Origin of the sequence: uncultured Butyricimonas sp. (assembly GCF_959596855.1) — a bacterium.
In the GTDB taxonomy this organism is placed as follows: Bacteria; Bacteroidota; Bacteroidia; order Bacteroidales; family Marinifilaceae; genus Butyricimonas; species Butyricimonas muris.
Window position 1 is genome coordinate 84,274 of the sequence record NZ_CAUFYA010000005.1, and the last position, 18,936, is coordinate 103,209.

Here is an 18,936-nt window from a genome sequence, read left to right on the forward strand (position 1 = left end):
CCCGATTAAAAATAATCTAATATCACCTATTATTTCAACTCCTTCAGCAACAATTCCCCCAGCACCGGATCAGAGGGGCGGCGGGAAGAAGCATCCCAAACCCTTCCGTCAGGATCCAAGATAACGAAGCGGGGAATACCATTGACAGCCATACGTTGCATGAAAGGATGCTTACGGGAGCGGGTGCACAATAATTGTACCCCGGTCATGCCTTTTTGTTTCATGAAAGCCCGCCATGTATCTGCATTGGAATCCAAAGAAATAGACACCCAAGCCAAGGGAAGAGAAGCTAAACGCTGCTCCAAACGTTTGACATAGGCGATTTCCGCCACGCAGGGATTACAACCGGTAGACCAAAGATCAATAAAGACGTACCTGCCTTTGAAGTCGGACAGATAGACGGTATCCCCCTTTTCGTTGGGGAATCCATAGTCACTCAAATCCACACCTTCCATGGCGGGATAAGTACTTTCGGCCAACCGCTCGGCGTAAGCCTTCAATCGCTCCTTCCCGCCTTTAGACTTCACAATTTCGGTTGCTTTTTTCAGCCGTTCCCCAAAGTCTTTGACGTTTCCCCGCAGCACTTCTCTCCAAAGTGCTCCCAGCAAATAAGCTTCCCGCAACTCCTCGTTTTTTATAGCGGCAGCCATATCGTTCAAATAGCTCTCGCGGGAACCTATTTTGATCTTTCCGGTTTGCACTTGGGCAAACAACCATTCTTGAAAAACGGGAAACCAATCCCCGGCAAACACCAATTCGGGTAGCCAATCGATATTCAAAAGAGGATCGCTGTAATCGGTATCAACCTCCGGGGCGGCAAAAGCCTTCCCGAAAGCCTTCGAGAGATCAATCATCATATACATATCTCGCAACAACTGGTATTGGGCAACCCCTTGCACGACTTTTTGTTCTTCCGGCAAAAGTCCGGAGGCTTCGACTTGTTCCACGCGCCCTTGATAAGCACGAACCAATGCTTCCGCGTACCCCCGGGAGTACTCCTTCAAACCGGAGGTTTTCGGTTGATACTCGTCGGTAAACAAGCGTGACAACAAATTATTGATTCCGGCGTGTGTACCTCCGAACTTATCCTCACGAGAGAAATCCACCTCGAGCTTTGCACCCGGTGTCAAGAAAACGGTATTGGAAACAGTTTGCCTGCCCAAGGAAAGAGAAACAATCATCGGCTCCTTGACGGTCAGGGATTCACGATAATCCCCCTGCACCTTAGCTTCCAGTAATCGTTGGGACATCCCCATTTGCCGTTGGATAACCAACATCACCGGATTTTCCCCTTCCACTCGTCCCGAAACGACAGCCAAGGTATCTTGTGCCCGCGTAACACCCCAGCAGGTGAAGGACAACAATAACATCATCAATATTTTTCTCATACCTATCATATATAAATCAATTATCGATTCGACCAGAACGATATTTAGCGAATGTTTCCTTTACAGCCTTTTTCAAAGGTTCATTATCCATCGCCTCAACCATTTCATTCTCCATGCCTATATAGCGGTCTACCTGTTTCCGGCTCCCTTCCTTAACAATAAAATCCAAGAAAGGAGCCTGCCACAGGAAAGCACGAGGCAAATCCCGCAAACTCTTTTCCATGATATCGAGCAAAACATCGATATCCTGATTATTACGGGCTTCCACGTAGCGAAGAGATAAACCAATCTCCTCCTTTTTCTCGAAATCAACGGAAGCAATCTGTCTTTTTATCAAGGCAACCGACTCTGAAACCGGAACGTTAGCTTTAAGAGCCGCCAATCTTTGAAAATAACTATCATATATTCTCTTATCCACGATCTCTTTCCCCACCTGTTTGTCAAATTCAGTCTTGTGGGCTATCAAATAAGCAAATCTCTCATCCTCAAAGGTGATCTCATCTTGGTCGTAAAGATACCAGTATTGGGACAAACACCTCTCCGCGTCAGAGAGTTGTTTAAACTCTTCTTCGGTGATATGTTTCAGTTCGGCATTTCTTTTCGCGTCCTTCAAGGCTACACGATAAGAGGGAAGTTGTTCCTTGCTCAAATACCCTTGCCGATAGAGTTCGTCCAAATAAAATTGGGAAGTTTCCTCTTTCGCACCCCGCTTCACGCATTCCAGAAAATCCGTCCCTTTTCGCGCACCCACGATACGATGTTGCAAAGTGCCGTCGGGACGGAGAATCAAAAAGGTGGGGTAAGCGGTGATACGAAATTTTCCCCGTAACCGAGGCCCTTCCCCCTTCTCCATATCATACTTGACATTAATAAACTGATCATTGAAAAATTCGCCCATCTCGGGCAAGACGAACACCGTGTTCAACATATGTTTACAGGGCCCACACCAACTGGTATAACAATCCATGAAAACCAATTTGTTTTCCGCCTTCGCTTTATCCAAAGCCTCCTGAAAAGTTAGGTTTTGAAACTGTACTCCTTTCTCTTGCGCGTTCAGTTGAATGAAACACAAAACGATACCACACAATATAACTATCCTCTTCATGATATTTTCTTGTTAAGTTATTTTCCTATTTATCCAATTCCCTCTCCAGCAACGCTTTCAACGCCGGTTCGGAAGGACGGGGAGCGTCTATCATAATCACATTGCCTTCCCGGTCGAAGACCATAAAACGGGGAATGCCTTTAATCTTGTAATCCTTCACAATCTGGCTCCACCCGTCGGCAAAAAGTTGTACGCCTTCCAGACCTTCCTTGTCGAGAGCTTCCAGCCATTTTTGGTGGTCTTTCTTCTCGTCCACGGAAACCCCGATGAAAACGACATCTTTCCCGTGCATCTCTTTTTCCAATTTTATCAAAGCGGGAATCTCTTTCCGGCAAGGTCCGCACCACGTCGCCCAAACATCAACCACCACGATTTTTCCCTTGAAATCAGACAAGGAAACCATTTTACCATTCCGGTCGGGATAAGTGAAATTTGCCGCCTTGTCGCCCTTGTTCCCCACGTAAAGTTTTGCACTGAGTTCATCCATACGCCGGTGATGACTCTCGGTGGTCAGATAACGAGCAAAGTAAGTGACAATCTCATCGTATTTCTCGTACGTCTTTGCCCGCCCGGCATGCCGCAACACAATTTCTGCCTTCAACAAATCACAAGGCACCCACCTCAATTGATCGGCAATCGTACTCTTTCGATTTTCCAGCTGTAACGCAAGGGTTGTATATTTTTCTAGATAATCGGTCCCATAAGGTTGTTTCAGCAAATCCGCATTTTTCAATTTATCTTTCGTTACCAAAGTTTTATAATAAACCGGATACTCATCCAAAGTCGGCCGACACCCTTTCCTCACCACCCGATCAATCTTGATTGCGGTCAAGGCGCGCAAGGCAAAATATTCAACATCATAATCCACAGTCTGCTTTAACAATTCTGCAAACGAACGATTCCGACAATGAATCTTTGACTTAAAAGCCTCGGCCTGAGGCAAAAATTCCATATAATACGGGAATAATTCCTTATAAGTAAAGAAAATATAATCCATGTGATCCACCCTACGACGGACAGGCTCAAACAAGCCTTCCCATTCGGCAAGCAACAGGTTTTCAGGAGAATTACGAGAGGTAATAACGAGAGAATCCTCCAGAATATTGACCTCCGCATTCATCCCTGCCTCCAAGTAAACACGAATACGCTCACTCGTTTTCTCCCCTCCCACGGTATAAAAACCGGGAGTGGCAACCTCCACGGCAAAACCATACCAACCGTTCGCACCGACACGAGTTTTGCTAATCAAAGTCTCGCCCCCGTCTACCGCTTCATACAAACCGACTTCCTGCATTTTGTCGCGACTGACCAATCCCTTCACTTCCGCGAAAACACTCTGCTCCCGTGATTGAATACGCCGTTTCCCCTTCTCTCCCGCCCAAAGTCCCGGACAGAGAAAAGCACAACACGACAAAAGTGCCAATAATACACCAATCCTTCTCATGATAATCAAACTTTTATGAGTCCGTAAAGTCTATAAAGTCCGTAAAGTCACAGATGTCCTTCGGACTATATTTATCGGCAGCTTCACCGCCGTAAGCAAAGTGTCCCGCAGGAATCCATCGACCTTACGGACCTTATAGACTTTATGGACCTTATAGACTCATTTTTTCAATTCCATTTCCAACATCTTTTTCAAAGCCGGGTTCGAGGGACGAGGGGCATCGAACGACGCCACGTTTCCTTTACGGTCAATCACGATAAAACGAGGAATCCCGTTAATACGGTAATCCTTGGTTATCTTACTCCAACCGTTGGCAAACACCTGAATACCACCTAATTTCTCGCTTTCAATAAAATCGAGCCATTTCTGTTTATTTTTGGCTTCATCCACCGATACGCCCAAGAAAACGACATCGGTTCCTTTCATCTCCTCCTCGAGTTTTTTCAAATGAGGAATCTCTTGCTTACAAGGCCCGCACCACGTCGCCCATACATCGATCAACACAACCTTCCCCTTAAAATCGGACAAGGACACATTCTTGCCCCGCACATCCGGATAGGTGAAATCAGCAGCTATCCCCCCGGAACGGGTTTGGTATAGTTTAGTTCCGACAGCCTCGGCACGGGTCTTTAAAGAAGGTGATAGCCAATATTTCCCGAATTTATTCATCCCATCGAGATACTCCTCGTAAGTACGATATTGTGAGAAAAAACGGTCAACAACAAACTCCCCTTTCAACCGATCATTAGGCAAAGCCTCCAAACAGGCTTGCTCGTAAGCCGCCTTGTCGGAAGGAGCGACATTTTTTTGATTCGCGGCAAAAATCGCGTACAACCGCAACATAGTAGTCCCGTTCGGAAAGGCCAGCACGCTCTCGTCAGCAAACTTCTCGGGATTCACAATCTGGTTATAATATGCCGGGTAATCGGATACTTTCGGATGTTTCGTGCGAGGCGTGTAGAGAAACACTATACCGTAATAATCCGCCGAATAATCTATCCACTCTTTAAGGAGCGCATCGAAAACTTTATTACCGCTCTTCACGTTTGCTTTGAATGCCGGCAACCCATCGACAAATTTCTCGTACTCGGGGAAAAAATCTTCATAGGTAGAAATAATCTTCTGAAAGAACACACTTTTCAACCAAATATTATAAGCATATTCTTGCCACTTATACAATTGCACGTTCTCTTTTGTATTCTTACCCGTCAAAGTAGCTTTATTCTCCCGCAACTCGATGTTAATCTCTTCTCCTCCTTTCACGTAAACAGGGAAATTCATCTTCTCGTCTTCTCCCAACACGTAGAAACCGGGCTTTTTCGGTTTCACCAGAAAACCGAAACTGCCATCGGGTTCCACTTTAGCCACGGCGCACACCACGGGTGCACCATCAACGGTTTCGTATAATTTGACTTGCGGCAACCACCGATCCGCGACCTTTCCTTTAATTGCCGTAAACTCTTGGGCAACAAGCATCCGGGTGCAACAAAGCACCAACATCAAAACGAATATCTTTTTCATCTTTTTAAAACATTTATTTCTCTAAAAACAGACAACTATTTTTAATCAATCTCCGACCGAATTCGTTGAATATCAAATCCGGCATTCTTCAGCACGTGTTGTACAAGAATATAGCGTGCTTGCACCAAAGGATACTTCTCGTATTTTGCCTTGAACTCCTCCTCGCTATAATCCAACATGGCATCCAAGTAAGCGGCAAAATCCTCTACGGCAGTCGGAACAAAATAGGCCAATTTATCATCGACTTTACCTTTTGTCAAACCCAACAAACCAAAATTCTCGGGACAATACAACTCCAGATTTGCTTTGTACTCATCGTAATTACCCAATTTCCCCTCCACGAAAGTAAGCATCATTTCAGCGGAACGAAGTTTAGTTTCCCATTGTTGCCGCTCCTTCTCAGTTAAATTCTCATTTTTCAACTGCTCCAGCGCCTCCTCCTTTTGTTGTTCATACTGCAATTTCATGTTTGCATACACTTGCAGATTATTCACACTGGTAAGCCAAGAAACATAGGAAGGTACAAACGTTTCGTAATTCACCCCCCAACACTCTTTCGCTACCGCGGGAGATGCTGAAGTGTTGTTTTCAAAAGCATTAATAACAATATCTTGATAAGTAGACAAATTTTCTTGTAAAGCCACATAACACACCTCATGCAAAAAAGTCCGTTGGATAAGAGAATCCGCATTCTTTTGCTCAAAACTATTCAAGGCAAAACCAAGTACCCCGAATCCCCGGTACACGTACAAAGGCTTCTTCGATCTCTCCATATCTTGCACGATCAGGACAGCAGGCACGTGCACATCCGCTCCCTCAATCCATGCAAACAATTTCTCATCCATCAATTCCAACAAAGGAAGCATAGCCTTCTTGCTCTCGGGAGTCGACACATCCGCGGGAGTGTAAGTGATTTTCGTTTGAATATTATTTGATTCCGTCATGTCATAACTTAACCGAAGCACCTCGTAATAGAGTTTCGGGTTTCCGTTCTCGTCTTTCCAACCCCGGTCTTCAGAACCAATCGTATCCTTGTAAAACACAGCCTTATTATACTTTTCATACAAGTGATAAATCGCCTCATCCACCTCGTCCATATTCTCCGTCGGGGTAATCACGTACCAATCTTTCACCTCCGTGGGGGGCAACGCATCCTCCTCTGAACACGCCAAAAACATCCCCAGCAACAAAATACAAATAAACCTTTTCATAATGTTTCCTCCTCTTTTTCTTCTTCAAGTACAAAATTTGCAGACACCCCTCTCCGCTCCGGATTTTCCATGTTCCCGTCGCAAAAAGTGATTACACTCTGCGGTATCGGAATCATCCACGATCCCATGCTATTCTCGCTATATGCTTCAAGAGTTGTTTCTCCAACCTTTTCAGCCACGGCCACCCCCTTGTCGTTGGTTGTAATTTGATAACAAACATGTTCTATCGGCTTTTTATCCGGGTAAACCGAGTTCACCGCGTAACGGCGAAGGTCAAACCAACGATGTCCCTCGAAACACAACTCCTTGCGCCGTTCCAAACGCACGAAATCTACCAATTCCTTTCCCCCGCCGGGAATCGTCGGCATCACTTTGTAACGAGACCGGAGCAACTCCTTCAGCGTGTTGGCTGCATCACCCTGTCCCAAACAAGCCTGTGCCTCCGCCTTATTCAAAAGCACCTCGCCATAACGCAACCACCCCGCGGAAGCTGCAGGACTTCCCGTGTTCGTGCACACCACGGTATCCATACTCACCGGATCATATTCGGCAAAAGTCATACTCGCCTTATACTTCCTCGGTACCAAATTTTTCTTGTAACGGGTGCGACTGAAAAAACGATTCAATCGATAATCATTCTCGTCAAACAAAGATTCAAACGTGGCAGAACAAGCCCACGACCAAGCATTCTGCTTCACCTCCTGTGTCTGGATCATGATAGTTTCTCCCGTTTCCAGCAAATGGTCAATATCGATCTTGTTAACCGTTTCTATTTCAGCATCCTCACCATGAATCCAATACATCACGTACGGTCCGTGGGAAAATATCGTTTCCACGGATTCTATCGTGGCAAAAGATTCGGCAACAGGCAACGAACCAAGTTCCCTTACCCCAAAACCTTCTATCTTATCCGCCGCCTCGATACAATCCTCATACCGTTCCATGTACAAATAAACCCGGCTCAACAAAGCGTAACAAGCCTCGGCACTTGCGATGCGTTTCGACTTACTTGGCGCACTCATCCGTTCAAAGAATTTAATAGCGGTCTTCAAATCGGAAACGATCGTTTCATAAACTTCACCTACCGTGTGGCGGGAATAATACATATCAATCACCTCCTCCGACAACTTCAATGGCACACCCCATTTGGCATTCGGGTTAGCCTTCTCGTAAGGCGCACCGTATATATTGGTCAACATGAAATAATACCAAGCCCTCAAAAAATAGGTTTCTCCTCCCACTTGATTCAATACCTCCTCTTCCCCTATTTTATTTTTCTCCCTCTGTCTGGGAATCTCCGATATAATAGAATTTAAGACAGCAATACGCTTGTAAAAATCCTCCCACACGGGATCGATATACGATGTACCCAGTATATTCATATTCGGGTCATCCGCCCAACGATAGAATCCGGACATAGTCTGCCAAGGTCTGTTATGAGTGTCTTTCTCTTTAGGATCGGGCGCTTCTTTTAGATCATCATCCATCAAATGAATATACGTCATGAAATCTTTCATGTTCGTGTTGTTCCACGCCTGAGCGACATACTCTCCACCCGGTCTTACAGTCACAGCGGGATCCTGATACCCGCTTCCCAACAACAATTCCTGCAAATCCGCTGCCGTTTCTATATAAGAAAGACTCTGCGAGTACTCGTTCAAGAAATCCTTACATCCCCCGCTTAGCCAGCAAAGGAGCACCGTAAACCACAAAATACTGTATCTTTTCATCATACATCCATTTTAAAAAACAACATTCAAACTAAACGAATACTTCGGTCGAATCGAAATATTTACCACGCTGGAAGTCCCCGATTGTTCCGGTGTCTGCCCTTTCAACTCCTTGCTCGCCCAAGTGTGCAAATTAGAGCCGGACAAAGACAAATACCCGGAAGACATCCCCAGCTTTTTCAACAACTCCTTGGGTAACAAATACCGCAAAGTAAGAGATTGCAAACGCACGTAATTACCACTCGCCACTCTAATATCCGAGTCATCATACATCGAATATATGGTAGCATTCCCGCTCGGTTCCCAATGATTTCTATACTCGTTTTTATACCACCACCCTTTATCTTGTCCACCGTCAATAGACAATGCCGGTATATCCGTTATCTTCTCGTCACCCGGATTTCTCCAGCGATTCACGAACTCCCGACGCAAATTCTGCATCGGTTTCGGTGACACGGCGCTATATTCCCCGGAAGCGATACGCAACAATCGAATCTTGTTCCCGAAACTATACGTGAAATTAACAGACAACGTGAAACTCCGGTAACCGAAATAGTTACTAACCCCACCTTGAATCACGGGCACCCGGCTTCCGGACTCATCCAAAACCGCCAACCACACGTCCTTCTTACTCAAATTCTTGTACTTTTCATGCAATTCATCAGCCCGGTCCGCTTCCAAGCCTTTGAACGTAGGCTTTCCCTCGCCGTCCAAGCCCGCATATTTATAAGAAAAGAACGTATTCAAAGGTGTTCCCGCCAACTGAACGGAACCACTCAAAAATTGTGACAACGACAATTCATCTTGCAAAGTTTTATCATTTTTACGCAATTGGTCGTTCAACAACTTATTCAACGTCTGCCCGATCTGGGGATCAAACCTCCACACGAACCCTCTCTTTCCGTTAGACGATACCGACTGGTTTATCGGGACAAAATTCAACGTCAACTCGATACCCTTATTCTCAACATTACCGGAATTAACCACGTAAGAATTTACCCCGTTCACGTTACACACGGTTTTCGACAGGAACGCGTCAATCGTTTTCTTGTAAAACCATGAAACAGAACCTTGAATCTTGTCTTTCAACAAACTGAAATCCAAGCCGGCGTTAAAAGAGTGTGTCTTTTCCCATTTCAAATCGGGATTCGGGAACTTGCTAATCGTCGAAGTATATCCACCCTTAGAGTTACTATATCCACCCTTATTGATAATCAAACGCGTAGGCTGATCGTTCGACATATTTCCTTGGATACCGTATGACACACGCAATGCCAAATTATTGATCCAATTCACGTTCCGAACAATATCCTCCGTCATGTTCCAGCGTCCGGAAAACGACCACACGGGAAGCAACTTCTCGTTACTACGGCTACCGAAAGCATTAGACCAATCCGCACGGGTATTCACGTTAAAAATATACCGGTCTTTGTAACTATACGTCAACGTGAGATAAGCCGACATCGTGTTTGTCAACGATTTAGTATATTTCGGGTGATTGGAAACACTCCACTCGTAGAATTTCGGGTATTTCTCATAATCACCATCGGCAAATCCGGCAAAACTCATCCCGCGGTCTTTATAATACCCCCGTTCCGTGTTCGCCTCTTTCCGATAAGTTGAGGACGACAACTCGTAACCGACAGAAGCATTCGTGAAATGGTCGTTATCCTTATCCCAATACCGGCTATAATCCGTTTGCAAACGAAGCATATAAGAACTATTACGCGTAGCATTGGTTTTCAGCTCTCCCCCGAAAGGGCACAAACTCTCGGACAACTTATTGCTCTTGTTCTTCAATTGAAGAATATAATTGGAATTTTCCCCGTACCAAGTTTCATCATCAGAAGTACCCATAGAATAAGAGGCAGTACCAACCAATTTCCACGCCTCCGACACCCGGTATTGCAACTGTGCGTTCACGCTAGCACTCTTTTGGGCTATCTTGTATTCAGACTCCTCCATCTCCCGAATGATATTAAACGGCTGATTATTCTTTTGGTACGTGTACAATGCACCCGTTTCCCAACGCAAAGGGATAGCACGGGTCATATTATAAGCATAATTCATAATTCCCAATTCACTCGGATTATACAACTTATCCTGCACGTTACCGGATATCCCGAATTGCATCTGGAATTTATTATGCTGCACCGTTACCCGCACACTTGCCGTGTAGCGTTCGTTCTTTTCCCCGCGAATCTCCCCTTGGTCGTTCGCGTACCCAAATGAAGCGTAATATTTCGCGCTGGTACTTCCCCCGCTGATACTCAACGAATGCTTGTGCGAAAAAGCATCCCGGCACAAGATATCAAACCAATCCGTGTTCAACGTTTCATAATAAGCCGAACGTTTTTGAAACTCTTCAAAACTGATCGCACCGTATTTATAATGATCCAAGTAAGCCTGCTCGTAACCGATCCAATCCGTGAAACTGTTATACGTTCCGGTATAACGCACCCCCCGCTCCATCAACTCGCGGGAAACATCCACTCTCTCCTTGGAATTCATCAAGTTCAACCCCTTGTCCGTGTACCTTGGGCGAGTCGAAAAACTTCCCGTCAACGAATAAGATAACTTGGGAGGTCCCACCTTTCCTTTTTTCGTCGTAATAACGATCACCCCGTTAGCAGCCCGCACGCCATACAATGCCGTTGCCGCGGCATCCTTCAACACGTCGATCTGCTCCACGTCGTCCGGGTTCAACCCGGCAATAGCATTACCCAACAAATTCACGAAATCGAGGTCGTTCAACTGTTGCGGATCAATGTTCACCGGATCCTGTTGAATAATCCCGTCTACCACCCACAACGGCTCCTGATTCCCGAGGACAGAAGAAGTTCCGCGTATTCTCAACTTCGGGGTAGCCCCCACCTGACCGCTATTCTGCATAAAAGTCATTCCGGGGATACGCCCCTCCAGCATCTGGTCAAGACGGTTTATACCCGGCACATCAATATCATCCATTTTAAGCGAAGTCACCGCCGCCGTCAAATGCCGCCTGTCAATCTGTTGGTAACCGGTAATAACGACATCTTCCAACTCGTTCACCTTCTCTCTCAACACCACCCGCAAACTATCCGTCTTCTCGTTAAAACTCACCTTCTGGCTCTCGAACCCCACGAAAGAAAACTCCAACGTACCCTTCGTCACCGGAAGCACCAACTCGAATCGCCCCCGGTGATCCGTGGAAGTCCCCATCGTCACGGAAGCCCCCGAGGACAACTTCACCGTAACCCCCGGCAACACTTCTTTCGTACTCTCGTCAACAACCGTACCGAAAATCCGCTTACCCTTCTTCTCGTCCTTTTTCTCGTCTTCCTGCAGAATCACGATCAGATCCCCGCGAAACTTATACGTCAACCCCGTGCCTTCCAACACCTTCTTCAACACGTTCTCCACCGTTTCGTTCTCGACACGCAAAGACAATTGCCCCAACTGATCCGTCTGCTCCGTGTTGAACACGAAATAAAGATTCGTCTGGCGTTGAATCTCATCGAACAATGTCCGTACTGCCACATCCTTCAAATTCAAGCTGACTCGTTCCTGTTGAGCAAATGAATTTGCCGAAACAGAGAAAGTAAAAGCGCACATTAAAATCCAAAAAAATTTCATCACTCTTTCAATTTTTTTTCTCGTACCACAGGGTAATCGAAAACATAATCGTTTTTTTTCATACATTTGTCGTAATATAAATTAAACACTCAATAAACCCTCACGGTTCCAAGGCGAGGTTTATTGTTTAAATGAGAATGAAACGGAGGGTTTGCCGACCTTCCGTTTTATCTTGAAACACAAACTGTTTTCCCGTTTATAGTAAACACGACACCCGTCGCGTCCGTAATCGCGTGCAAAATCTCATCTATCTGCTCGTAACGCTTCATATGCCCCGAGAAATGCAACCGTTTCGCACTCTCCGATTGGAAAAACACTTCCACGTCATACCATGCCGAAAGTGTTTCCATAATACTTTCCAAAGACTCCCGCTCGAAAACAAACATCCCTTTCCTCCACAACGTGTACAAATCCGTATCCACTTCCCGCACGTCTACCTTTCCCGAGCCCCGGTCATAGAAAGCCATCTCACTAGGCTTCAACACGTATTCCCGCTCGGAACCCCGCACGGTCACCCCCACCTTTCCCTCGACCAACACCGTGCGCACCCCGTCCTCGGAACTCGTGTTCACGTTAAATTCCGTCCCGTACACCCTTGCCGTCATCTCGTCCGTGACAACAAAAAACGGTCGTTCCGCGTCCTTCGCCACCTCGAAATAAGCCTCGCCTTCCAGATACACCCGCCGTTCTTCCCCCTCGAAAGCCACCGGATATTTCAATTTTGTCGCGGAATTTAAATACACCCGTGTCCCGTCAGCCAACTGCAATTTAAACTCCCCACCCTTGGGCACTCGCAATATATTCGTGTCAACCCGAGTATTCCCCACGGAATCCGAGTACACCAACTCCCCGGCTGCCTGCTTCACGACTAATTTTTCTCCCACTTGAATCATTTTCTCCTGCTTCCCCTTCAGAACCACTTTCTTCCCGTCGGCAAGTTCCAGAATCACGTCTGTCTTCCGCAATACAGGCAAAGACTTTCGCGCCACCAACGGCTGTTTCTCCTTCCGCCCGGAAGAAATTCCCCACCAAATCCCCCCGACAATCAAGGGTATCATAATAACCGCCGCGTACCTCACCCACGTGCCTATCCTCCGTCGACGACCTAATCCCCGGCCCTCGCGAAAACGCTCCCACGCCCGCTCCGTATCCACTCGTCGAAACACCCCATACTCCTCGGCAAACCGAGTGTCATTATGCAATCTCTCGAAAAGAACCCGGTGTTCCTCCCTTTCTTCCAACCAACTATCCAGCCGTATTTTCTCCCCCGGGGACAACGTCCCGGAAAAATACTTCCGAAGCAAACAACTTATTTCATTTTTATTGGCACTGCTCATGGCGTAATTTCTTATTTACACCAAATACGACCGAAGGAACAAAAAGAGGGTATCCGAATTAAATTATTTTTACCGCGTTCAATAAAAAATATAAATCGCCCAATCTTTTCTTCAAATAATGCATTGCGTTTTTCTTGTACGATTTCACGGTAAGTACCGACAATTCCAGCAATCGCGCAATCTCCTCGTTTTTCTTCCCCTCCAGATGCAACTCGAAAACCGCACGGCTCCTTTCCGGCAATCCCTGCACTGCCAAATGCAATTCCCGGTACATCTCCTCCTCCACCAAATCCATCTCCTCCCATTCCTTCCCTTCCCGCAAAGCGACAGCCACGTACTGCTCTACCACCTTCTGGTGTTTCAAATAATCCAGACAACGATTCGACACGGCATTATACAAAAACGCCTTCAACCCGACAAACGAATTGAACTCCTTATCGCCCTCCCACATACTCACGAATACTTCCTGAACAACATCTTCCGCCACATCCTGCCGTTGCACCCGCCTCATGGCATACACTACAAGGTAATTATAAAACCGCCGGAACAACTCATGATAAGCTCTTTCCTGCTTCCCGTTTACCTGTCGTACAAAAACATCATCAACGTCAGCCATGACACTCCGGATAAATAAAACATCACTTCAACGTCACAAATATATAACTTTTTTCTATTTTCTAAACTTCACCTTTACATTCCAGACATATAAAACAATAATCATCATTCTTCTCCATGGATATAACACGAAGCACCCCACGAACGAACAAAATAAATACGGAAAAAAAGTAGGAATACAATTTTATTTATATACCTTTGCATCGCTTAGGTGATCTGATCCCTTATTACAGGGTAAGATTGAATAGGGAATCCGGTGAAAGTCCGGAACTGTACCCTCAGCTGTAAGTTCTTAAAACAGGTATTTGCATCCTAATGGTCACTTTTTCACCAGAAAAGGGAAGGCCGCGAATATCGGAACAAGTCAGAAGACCTGCCGGGCAAGATATAAATCCGTTGCTTCAGGGACTAGGAGTAAGGGAGATGTGCGAAGTTTTTCATAAAAGATTAAAAATGTTTTTAATGTCCTAGTGACAAAGCATTATGAACAAAGGAGCATTACAACGCGAACATTCACATGTTGGCGCAACAAACTCTTTTTCAGCAAGAAAAAGGAGACATTTCTCTATTATGGCAACTAGAGTCAGCGAATGTCGCCCTATTAACGGCAAACATACGCCGGATTCTGCCGCCATATTTCTTCTCGCACGTTTTCCACCCTCCAATCTTCCTTGCAACAGGTTAAAGGTATCCTTATACCTCTTTTAATTACTACATTTTTTCTTTATTAAAACACAACAACTCAAAAAAAGATAAGAATCATGATGACAAAAGAACAGTACATTGAAAGCCTCGGCAAACTAAACCTTAAAGTCTACTTCATGGGAGAATTAATCAAAGACCCGGTAAATCACCCGATGATACGCCCGTCTATGAACTCGGTAGCCATGACTTACGAACTGGCAGAAAAAGAAGAATACAAAACATTGATGACGGCCAAATCCAACCTGACCGGCAAAACGATCAATCGCTTCTGTCACTTGCACCAGAGCGCTGAAGACCTGATCAACAAAGTCAAAATGCAACGATTGGTGGGACAGAAAACCGGAGCCTGCTTCCAACGCTGCGTCGGCATGGACGCTTTCAACGCTATCTACTCGACAACCTACGAGATAGACCAAGCTCACGGGACAGAATACCACAAACGATTTATTGAATATTTAAAATTCGTGCAGGATAACGACCTCACGGTAGACGGAGCCATGACCGATCCCAAAGGTGACCGCGGCTTATCCCCCTCGCAACAGGAAGATCCTGATATGTATCTACACATCAAAGAAGTACGCCGAGACGGAATTATCGTGCGTGGGGCAAAAGCCCACCAGACAGGGGCTGTCAATTCACACGAGCACTTGATCATGCCTACCGTCGCTCTAAAAGAAGCCGACAAAGAATACGCGGTATCTTTTGCCGTACCTTCCGACGCGGAAGGCGTATTCATGATCTACGGACGCCAATCCTGCGACACCCGTAAACTGGAAGAAGGTGCGGACATCGATCTCGGCAATGCCCGATTCGGGGGACACGAGGCACTCGTGGTCTTCGATGACGTATTCGTACCCAACGACCGGATCTTCATGTGTCGCGAACACGAATTCGCCGGAATGATGGTAGAACGCTTCGCCGGTTATCACAGGCAATCTTACGGAGGATGTAAAGTAGGCGTGGGTGACGTTCTAATCGGAGCCTCCGCCCTTGCTGCCGACTACAACGGAGTTCCCAAGGCAAGCCACATCAAAGACAAACTCATCGAGATGATTCACCTCAACGAAACACTCTACTCTTGCGGTATTGCTTGCTCCGCCGAGGGGCAACCGACTCTCGCGGGCAACTACGAGATCAACTTGCTACTCGCCAACGTGTGCAAGCAAAACGTCACCCGGTTCCCGTACGAAATTGCCCGTCTGGCGGAAGACATCGCCGGGGGATTAATGGTTACCATGCCCTCGGAAAAAGACTTGAAAGACCCGTTCATCGGGAAATACGTGAAGAAATACCTGCAAGGAACAACCGGAACAGACACCGAAAACCGGATGCGCATCTTACGCCTGATCGAGAATATCACCCTCGGAACCGCGGCCGTAGGCTATCGTACGGAATCCATGCACGGGGCAGGTTCACCACAAGCTCAACGTATCATGATTGCCAGACAGGGAAACCTTGACAGTAAAAAAGAACTTGCCAAGCAAATTGCCCGGATTGATGAAAACAAAAACCGTAAACGATAAAGAAACCACTACTCTGTGGAAGCACCTGGAGGAGATCATTGAACGACACATTCGCCCTCTCCTCCGGGACCACGGGGGTGATATCGCTATTCGGGAAATCGACGGCAAGGACGTACGGGTTGCCCTGCTCGGGGCTTGCAAAACCTGTCCGGCGGCACAGATCACCATAGAACAAACCGTGCAACGTGTTCTCGCCGAACACTTGGGCGACGCTATCGGTAACGTAATCCTCGTCAACGAAACCAATCCCGATATACTCGATTTCGCCCGGCAGATTCTCAACCGGAACAAACCATTATAAAAAACTTACATGGACTGGAAACAACTTTACACGCGCAAAATAACCACGGCCGAAGAAGCAATCAAGGCAATCCGGGACAACGACCGGGTTGTATTCTCCCATGCGGCAGGAGTTCCGCGGGAAATCGCCAAAGCACTCGTGACACACAAGGACGATTACCGCAACGTGGAAATATATCACATGCTATGCCTTGGTGACGGAGCCTACACCGCCCCGGACACCGAAACACATTTTCGACACAATACCAATTTCGTCGGCGCCAACACACGTCAGGCGATTGAAGAGGATCGTGCCGACTTTATCCCTTGTTTTTTCCACGAATTACCCCATCTTTTCCGCAACGGGACTTTACCCGTCGACGTGGCGGTCGTGCATCTCAGCACCCCGAACGAGGAAGGATATTGCAGCTTCGGGGTTTCATCCGACTACACGAAATCCGCGGCCGACGCCGCCCGCGTCGTGATAGCGGAAATCAACGACCGAATGCCGCACATCGGGGGCGACAACTACATACACGTATCCAAACTCGATTATATCGTGGAAACTTCAAATCCTTTGTTTGAAATTCCATTACCCAAAATCGGAGAAACGGAACAAGCTATCGGACGGAATTGTGCCGAACTGATTGAAGACGGAGCCACGCTACAATTAGGGATCGGTGCTATCCCCGATGCCGTGTTGCAATGCCTGTACGATAAAAAAGACTTGGGAATCCACACGGAAATGTTTTCCGACGGGGTAATCGACCTCGTGCAAAAAGGAGTTATCAACGGACGGAGAAAAACACTTCATCCCGAAAAACTCGTTGCCACCTTCCTCATGGGAAGCCAACGTTTGTACGATTTCGTCGACAATAACCCTAACGTCGCCCTATTCCCCGTGGATTACGTCAACGATCCTTACGTCATTCGCCAAAACCGCAACCTCGTATCTATCAACTCTTGCATTGAAGTGGACCTTTCCGGGCAAGTATGTTCCGAAACAATCGGTACGAAACAATTCAGCGGCACAGGCGGGCAGGTTGACTACATCCGGGGGGCAGCACTCTCCGAAGGCGGTAAATCGATACTCGCCATGCCTTCCACCGCCGCCCGGGGCAAAGTATCGCGTATCGTACCCTATCTGGCTCCGGGGGCGGCAGTTACCACCACCCGCAACGAAGTCGATTACATCGTCACGGAGTACGGTATCGCCCATCTGAAAGGCAAAACCTTAAGACAAAGAGCCGAAAGCCTCATCCGTATCGCCCATCCCGATTTCAGAGAGACTCTCGCGGAAGAATATTTCCGCCGTTTTCCAAAAGCTAAAAAAACAATATTATAGATATGCAACTTTTCAAATTAAAAACCCGACTCGGCAAATTCGACCGTTTTGCCGATTTCGCCCGGGAGTTCAACCTCTCGAAAGAAGACTTGGTAATTACCAATGAATTTCTCTACAATCCGTACATGCGGGAGCTCAACCTGCCTTGCCAGTTCATCATGCAGGAACGCTATGGACAGGGGGAACCCTCCGATGAAATGATCACCCGTATCCTCGCCGACATCAAGTTGGAAGAATACACCCGCATCATTGCCGTGGGAGGAGGTACTGTTATTGACATATCCAAACTATTTGCCTTGCGCGACATCACGAACGCGACAAAAGCATTCGAGCGCAAGCTCCCCATTGAAAAAGCCCGTCAATTAATCATCCTCCCCACGACTTGCGGAACCGGTAGCGAGGTCACGAATATCTCCATCGCCGAAATCAAATCCCGCCACACCAAAATGGGACTTGCCGACGACGCACTGCTAGCCGACGACGCCGTCTTGATTCCGGAACTATTACGGGGACTTCCTTACAAATTCTACGTGTACAGCTCCATCGACGCCCTCATTCACGCCGTCGAGTCATACGTGTCACCAAAATCCAACCCGTACACTCGCGCCTACTGCAAGGCAGCCATTGAAACCATCATAGACGTGTTCAAGAACATCGCCGCGCAGGGACCCGACTATCGGTTTGAACGCTTGGAAGAAATGCTCATTGCCAGCAATCAGGCGGGCATCGCTTTCGGGAACACGGGAGTCGGTGCGGTACACGCCCTTTCCTACCCGCTCGGCGGAAATTACCACGTTCCCCACGGGGAAGCCAACTACCAGTTCTTCACGGAGGTATTCAAACTCTATTACCAAAAGAACCCACACGGCATCATCCGGGAAGTAAACACCCTATTGGCGGCACTCCTCGCCACCGACACGGAACACGTGTACGAGGAACTCGACCACCTGTTGGGCAAACTACTCTCTAAAAATCCGTTACATACCTATGGCATGAAACCCGAAGACATCGACGGATTTACCGATAACGTGCTACAAACACAGCAACGCTTATTAGCAAACAACTACACGGAAGTAACCAAAGAAGAAATCAGAAACATATACAATACATTATATTAG

Annotated in this window: 13 protein-coding genes and 1 riboswitch; of the genes, 4 read left to right on the forward strand and 9 right to left on the reverse strand. The window is 46.9% G+C overall.

Annotated features, from left to right (window positions below; all coding sequences use genetic code 11):
- Positions 1-29: 29 nt before the first annotated feature.
- The 9 genes from Q5866_RS03760 to Q5866_RS03800 all read right to left on the reverse strand — a co-directional run bounded on the left by Q5866_RS03760 (position 30) and on the right by Q5866_RS03800 (position 13,967).
- Complete coding sequence (locus Q5866_RS03760) at positions 30-1,388, reverse strand: TlpA disulfide reductase family protein (RefSeq protein ID WP_303178898.1); 1,359 nt, start codon at positions 1,386-1,388, stop codon at positions 30-32.
- A 16-nt stretch (positions 1,389-1,404) separates the two neighbouring features.
- Positions 1,405-2,493: a thioredoxin family protein gene (locus Q5866_RS03765; RefSeq protein ID WP_303178900.1), complete on the reverse strand. Its 1,089-nt coding sequence runs from the start codon at positions 2,491-2,493 to the stop codon at positions 1,405-1,407.
- Positions 2,494-2,518: 25 nt separating this feature from the next.
- Complete coding sequence (locus Q5866_RS03770; protein WP_303178902.1) at positions 2,519-3,937, reverse strand: TlpA disulfide reductase family protein; 1,419 nt, start codon at positions 3,935-3,937, stop codon at positions 2,519-2,521.
- Between the two features lie 159 nt (positions 3,938-4,096).
- Positions 4,097-5,458 carry a TlpA disulfide reductase family protein gene (locus tag Q5866_RS03775; RefSeq protein WP_303178904.1) on the reverse strand — a complete coding sequence of 454 codons (1,362 nt, stop codon included), beginning with the start codon at positions 5,456-5,458 and terminating at the stop codon, positions 4,097-4,099.
- Positions 5,459-5,499: 41 nt separating this feature from the next.
- Positions 5,500-6,669, reverse strand: coding sequence for a hypothetical protein (locus Q5866_RS03780; protein ID WP_303178906.1), 1,170 nt, complete (start codon positions 6,667-6,669; stop codon positions 5,500-5,502).
- Complete coding sequence (locus tag Q5866_RS03785) at positions 6,666-8,402, reverse strand: RagB/SusD family nutrient uptake outer membrane protein (RefSeq protein WP_303178908.1); 1,737 nt, start codon at positions 8,400-8,402, stop codon at positions 6,666-6,668. The genes Q5866_RS03780 and Q5866_RS03785 overlap by 4 nt, the downstream gene beginning before the upstream one ends.
- A 9-nt stretch (positions 8,403-8,411) precedes the next feature.
- A complete protein-coding gene (locus Q5866_RS03790; RefSeq protein ID WP_303178910.1) occupies positions 8,412-12,014 on the reverse strand; it encodes a SusC/RagA family TonB-linked outer membrane protein in 3,603 nt (1,200 codons plus the stop codon).
- A 167-nt stretch (positions 12,015-12,181) separates the two neighbouring features.
- Positions 12,182-13,351 carry a FecR family protein gene (locus tag Q5866_RS03795; protein ID WP_303178912.1) on the reverse strand — a complete coding sequence of 390 codons (1,170 nt, stop codon included), beginning with the start codon at positions 13,349-13,351 and terminating at the stop codon, positions 12,182-12,184.
- Positions 13,352-13,409: 58 nt separating this feature from the next.
- A complete protein-coding gene (locus Q5866_RS03800; protein WP_303178913.1) occupies positions 13,410-13,967 on the reverse strand; it encodes an RNA polymerase sigma-70 factor in 558 nt (185 codons plus the stop codon).
- A gap of 191 nt (positions 13,968-14,158) precedes the next feature.
- Positions 14,159-14,362: riboswitch (cobalamin riboswitch) on the forward strand.
- A 365-nt stretch (positions 14,363-14,727) separates the two neighbouring features.
- Here Q5866_RS03800 and Q5866_RS03805 point away from each other — a divergent pair.
- The 4 genes from Q5866_RS03805 to Q5866_RS03820 are packed head-to-tail and all read left to right on the forward strand — an operon-like array spanning position 14,728 to position 18,936.
- Entirely contained in the window at positions 14,728-16,194 is a 1,467-nt protein-coding gene (locus Q5866_RS03805; RefSeq protein WP_292267893.1) for a 4-hydroxyphenylacetate 3-hydroxylase family protein, read from the forward strand.
- Entirely contained in the window at positions 16,169-16,495 is a 327-nt protein-coding gene (locus tag Q5866_RS03810; protein ID WP_303178916.1) for a NifU family protein, read from the forward strand. Before Q5866_RS03805 ends, Q5866_RS03810 begins: the two co-directional genes overlap by 26 nt.
- Before the next feature lie 9 nt (positions 16,496-16,504).
- Complete coding sequence (locus tag Q5866_RS03815; RefSeq protein WP_303178918.1) at positions 16,505-17,818, forward strand: acetyl-CoA hydrolase/transferase family protein; 1,314 nt, start codon at positions 16,505-16,507, stop codon at positions 17,816-17,818.
- 2 nt (positions 17,819-17,820) lie between these two features.
- Positions 17,821-18,936, forward strand: a complete 1,116-nt coding sequence (locus Q5866_RS03820) for a 4-hydroxybutyrate dehydrogenase (protein ID WP_303178920.1) — start codon at positions 17,821-17,823, stop codon at positions 18,934-18,936.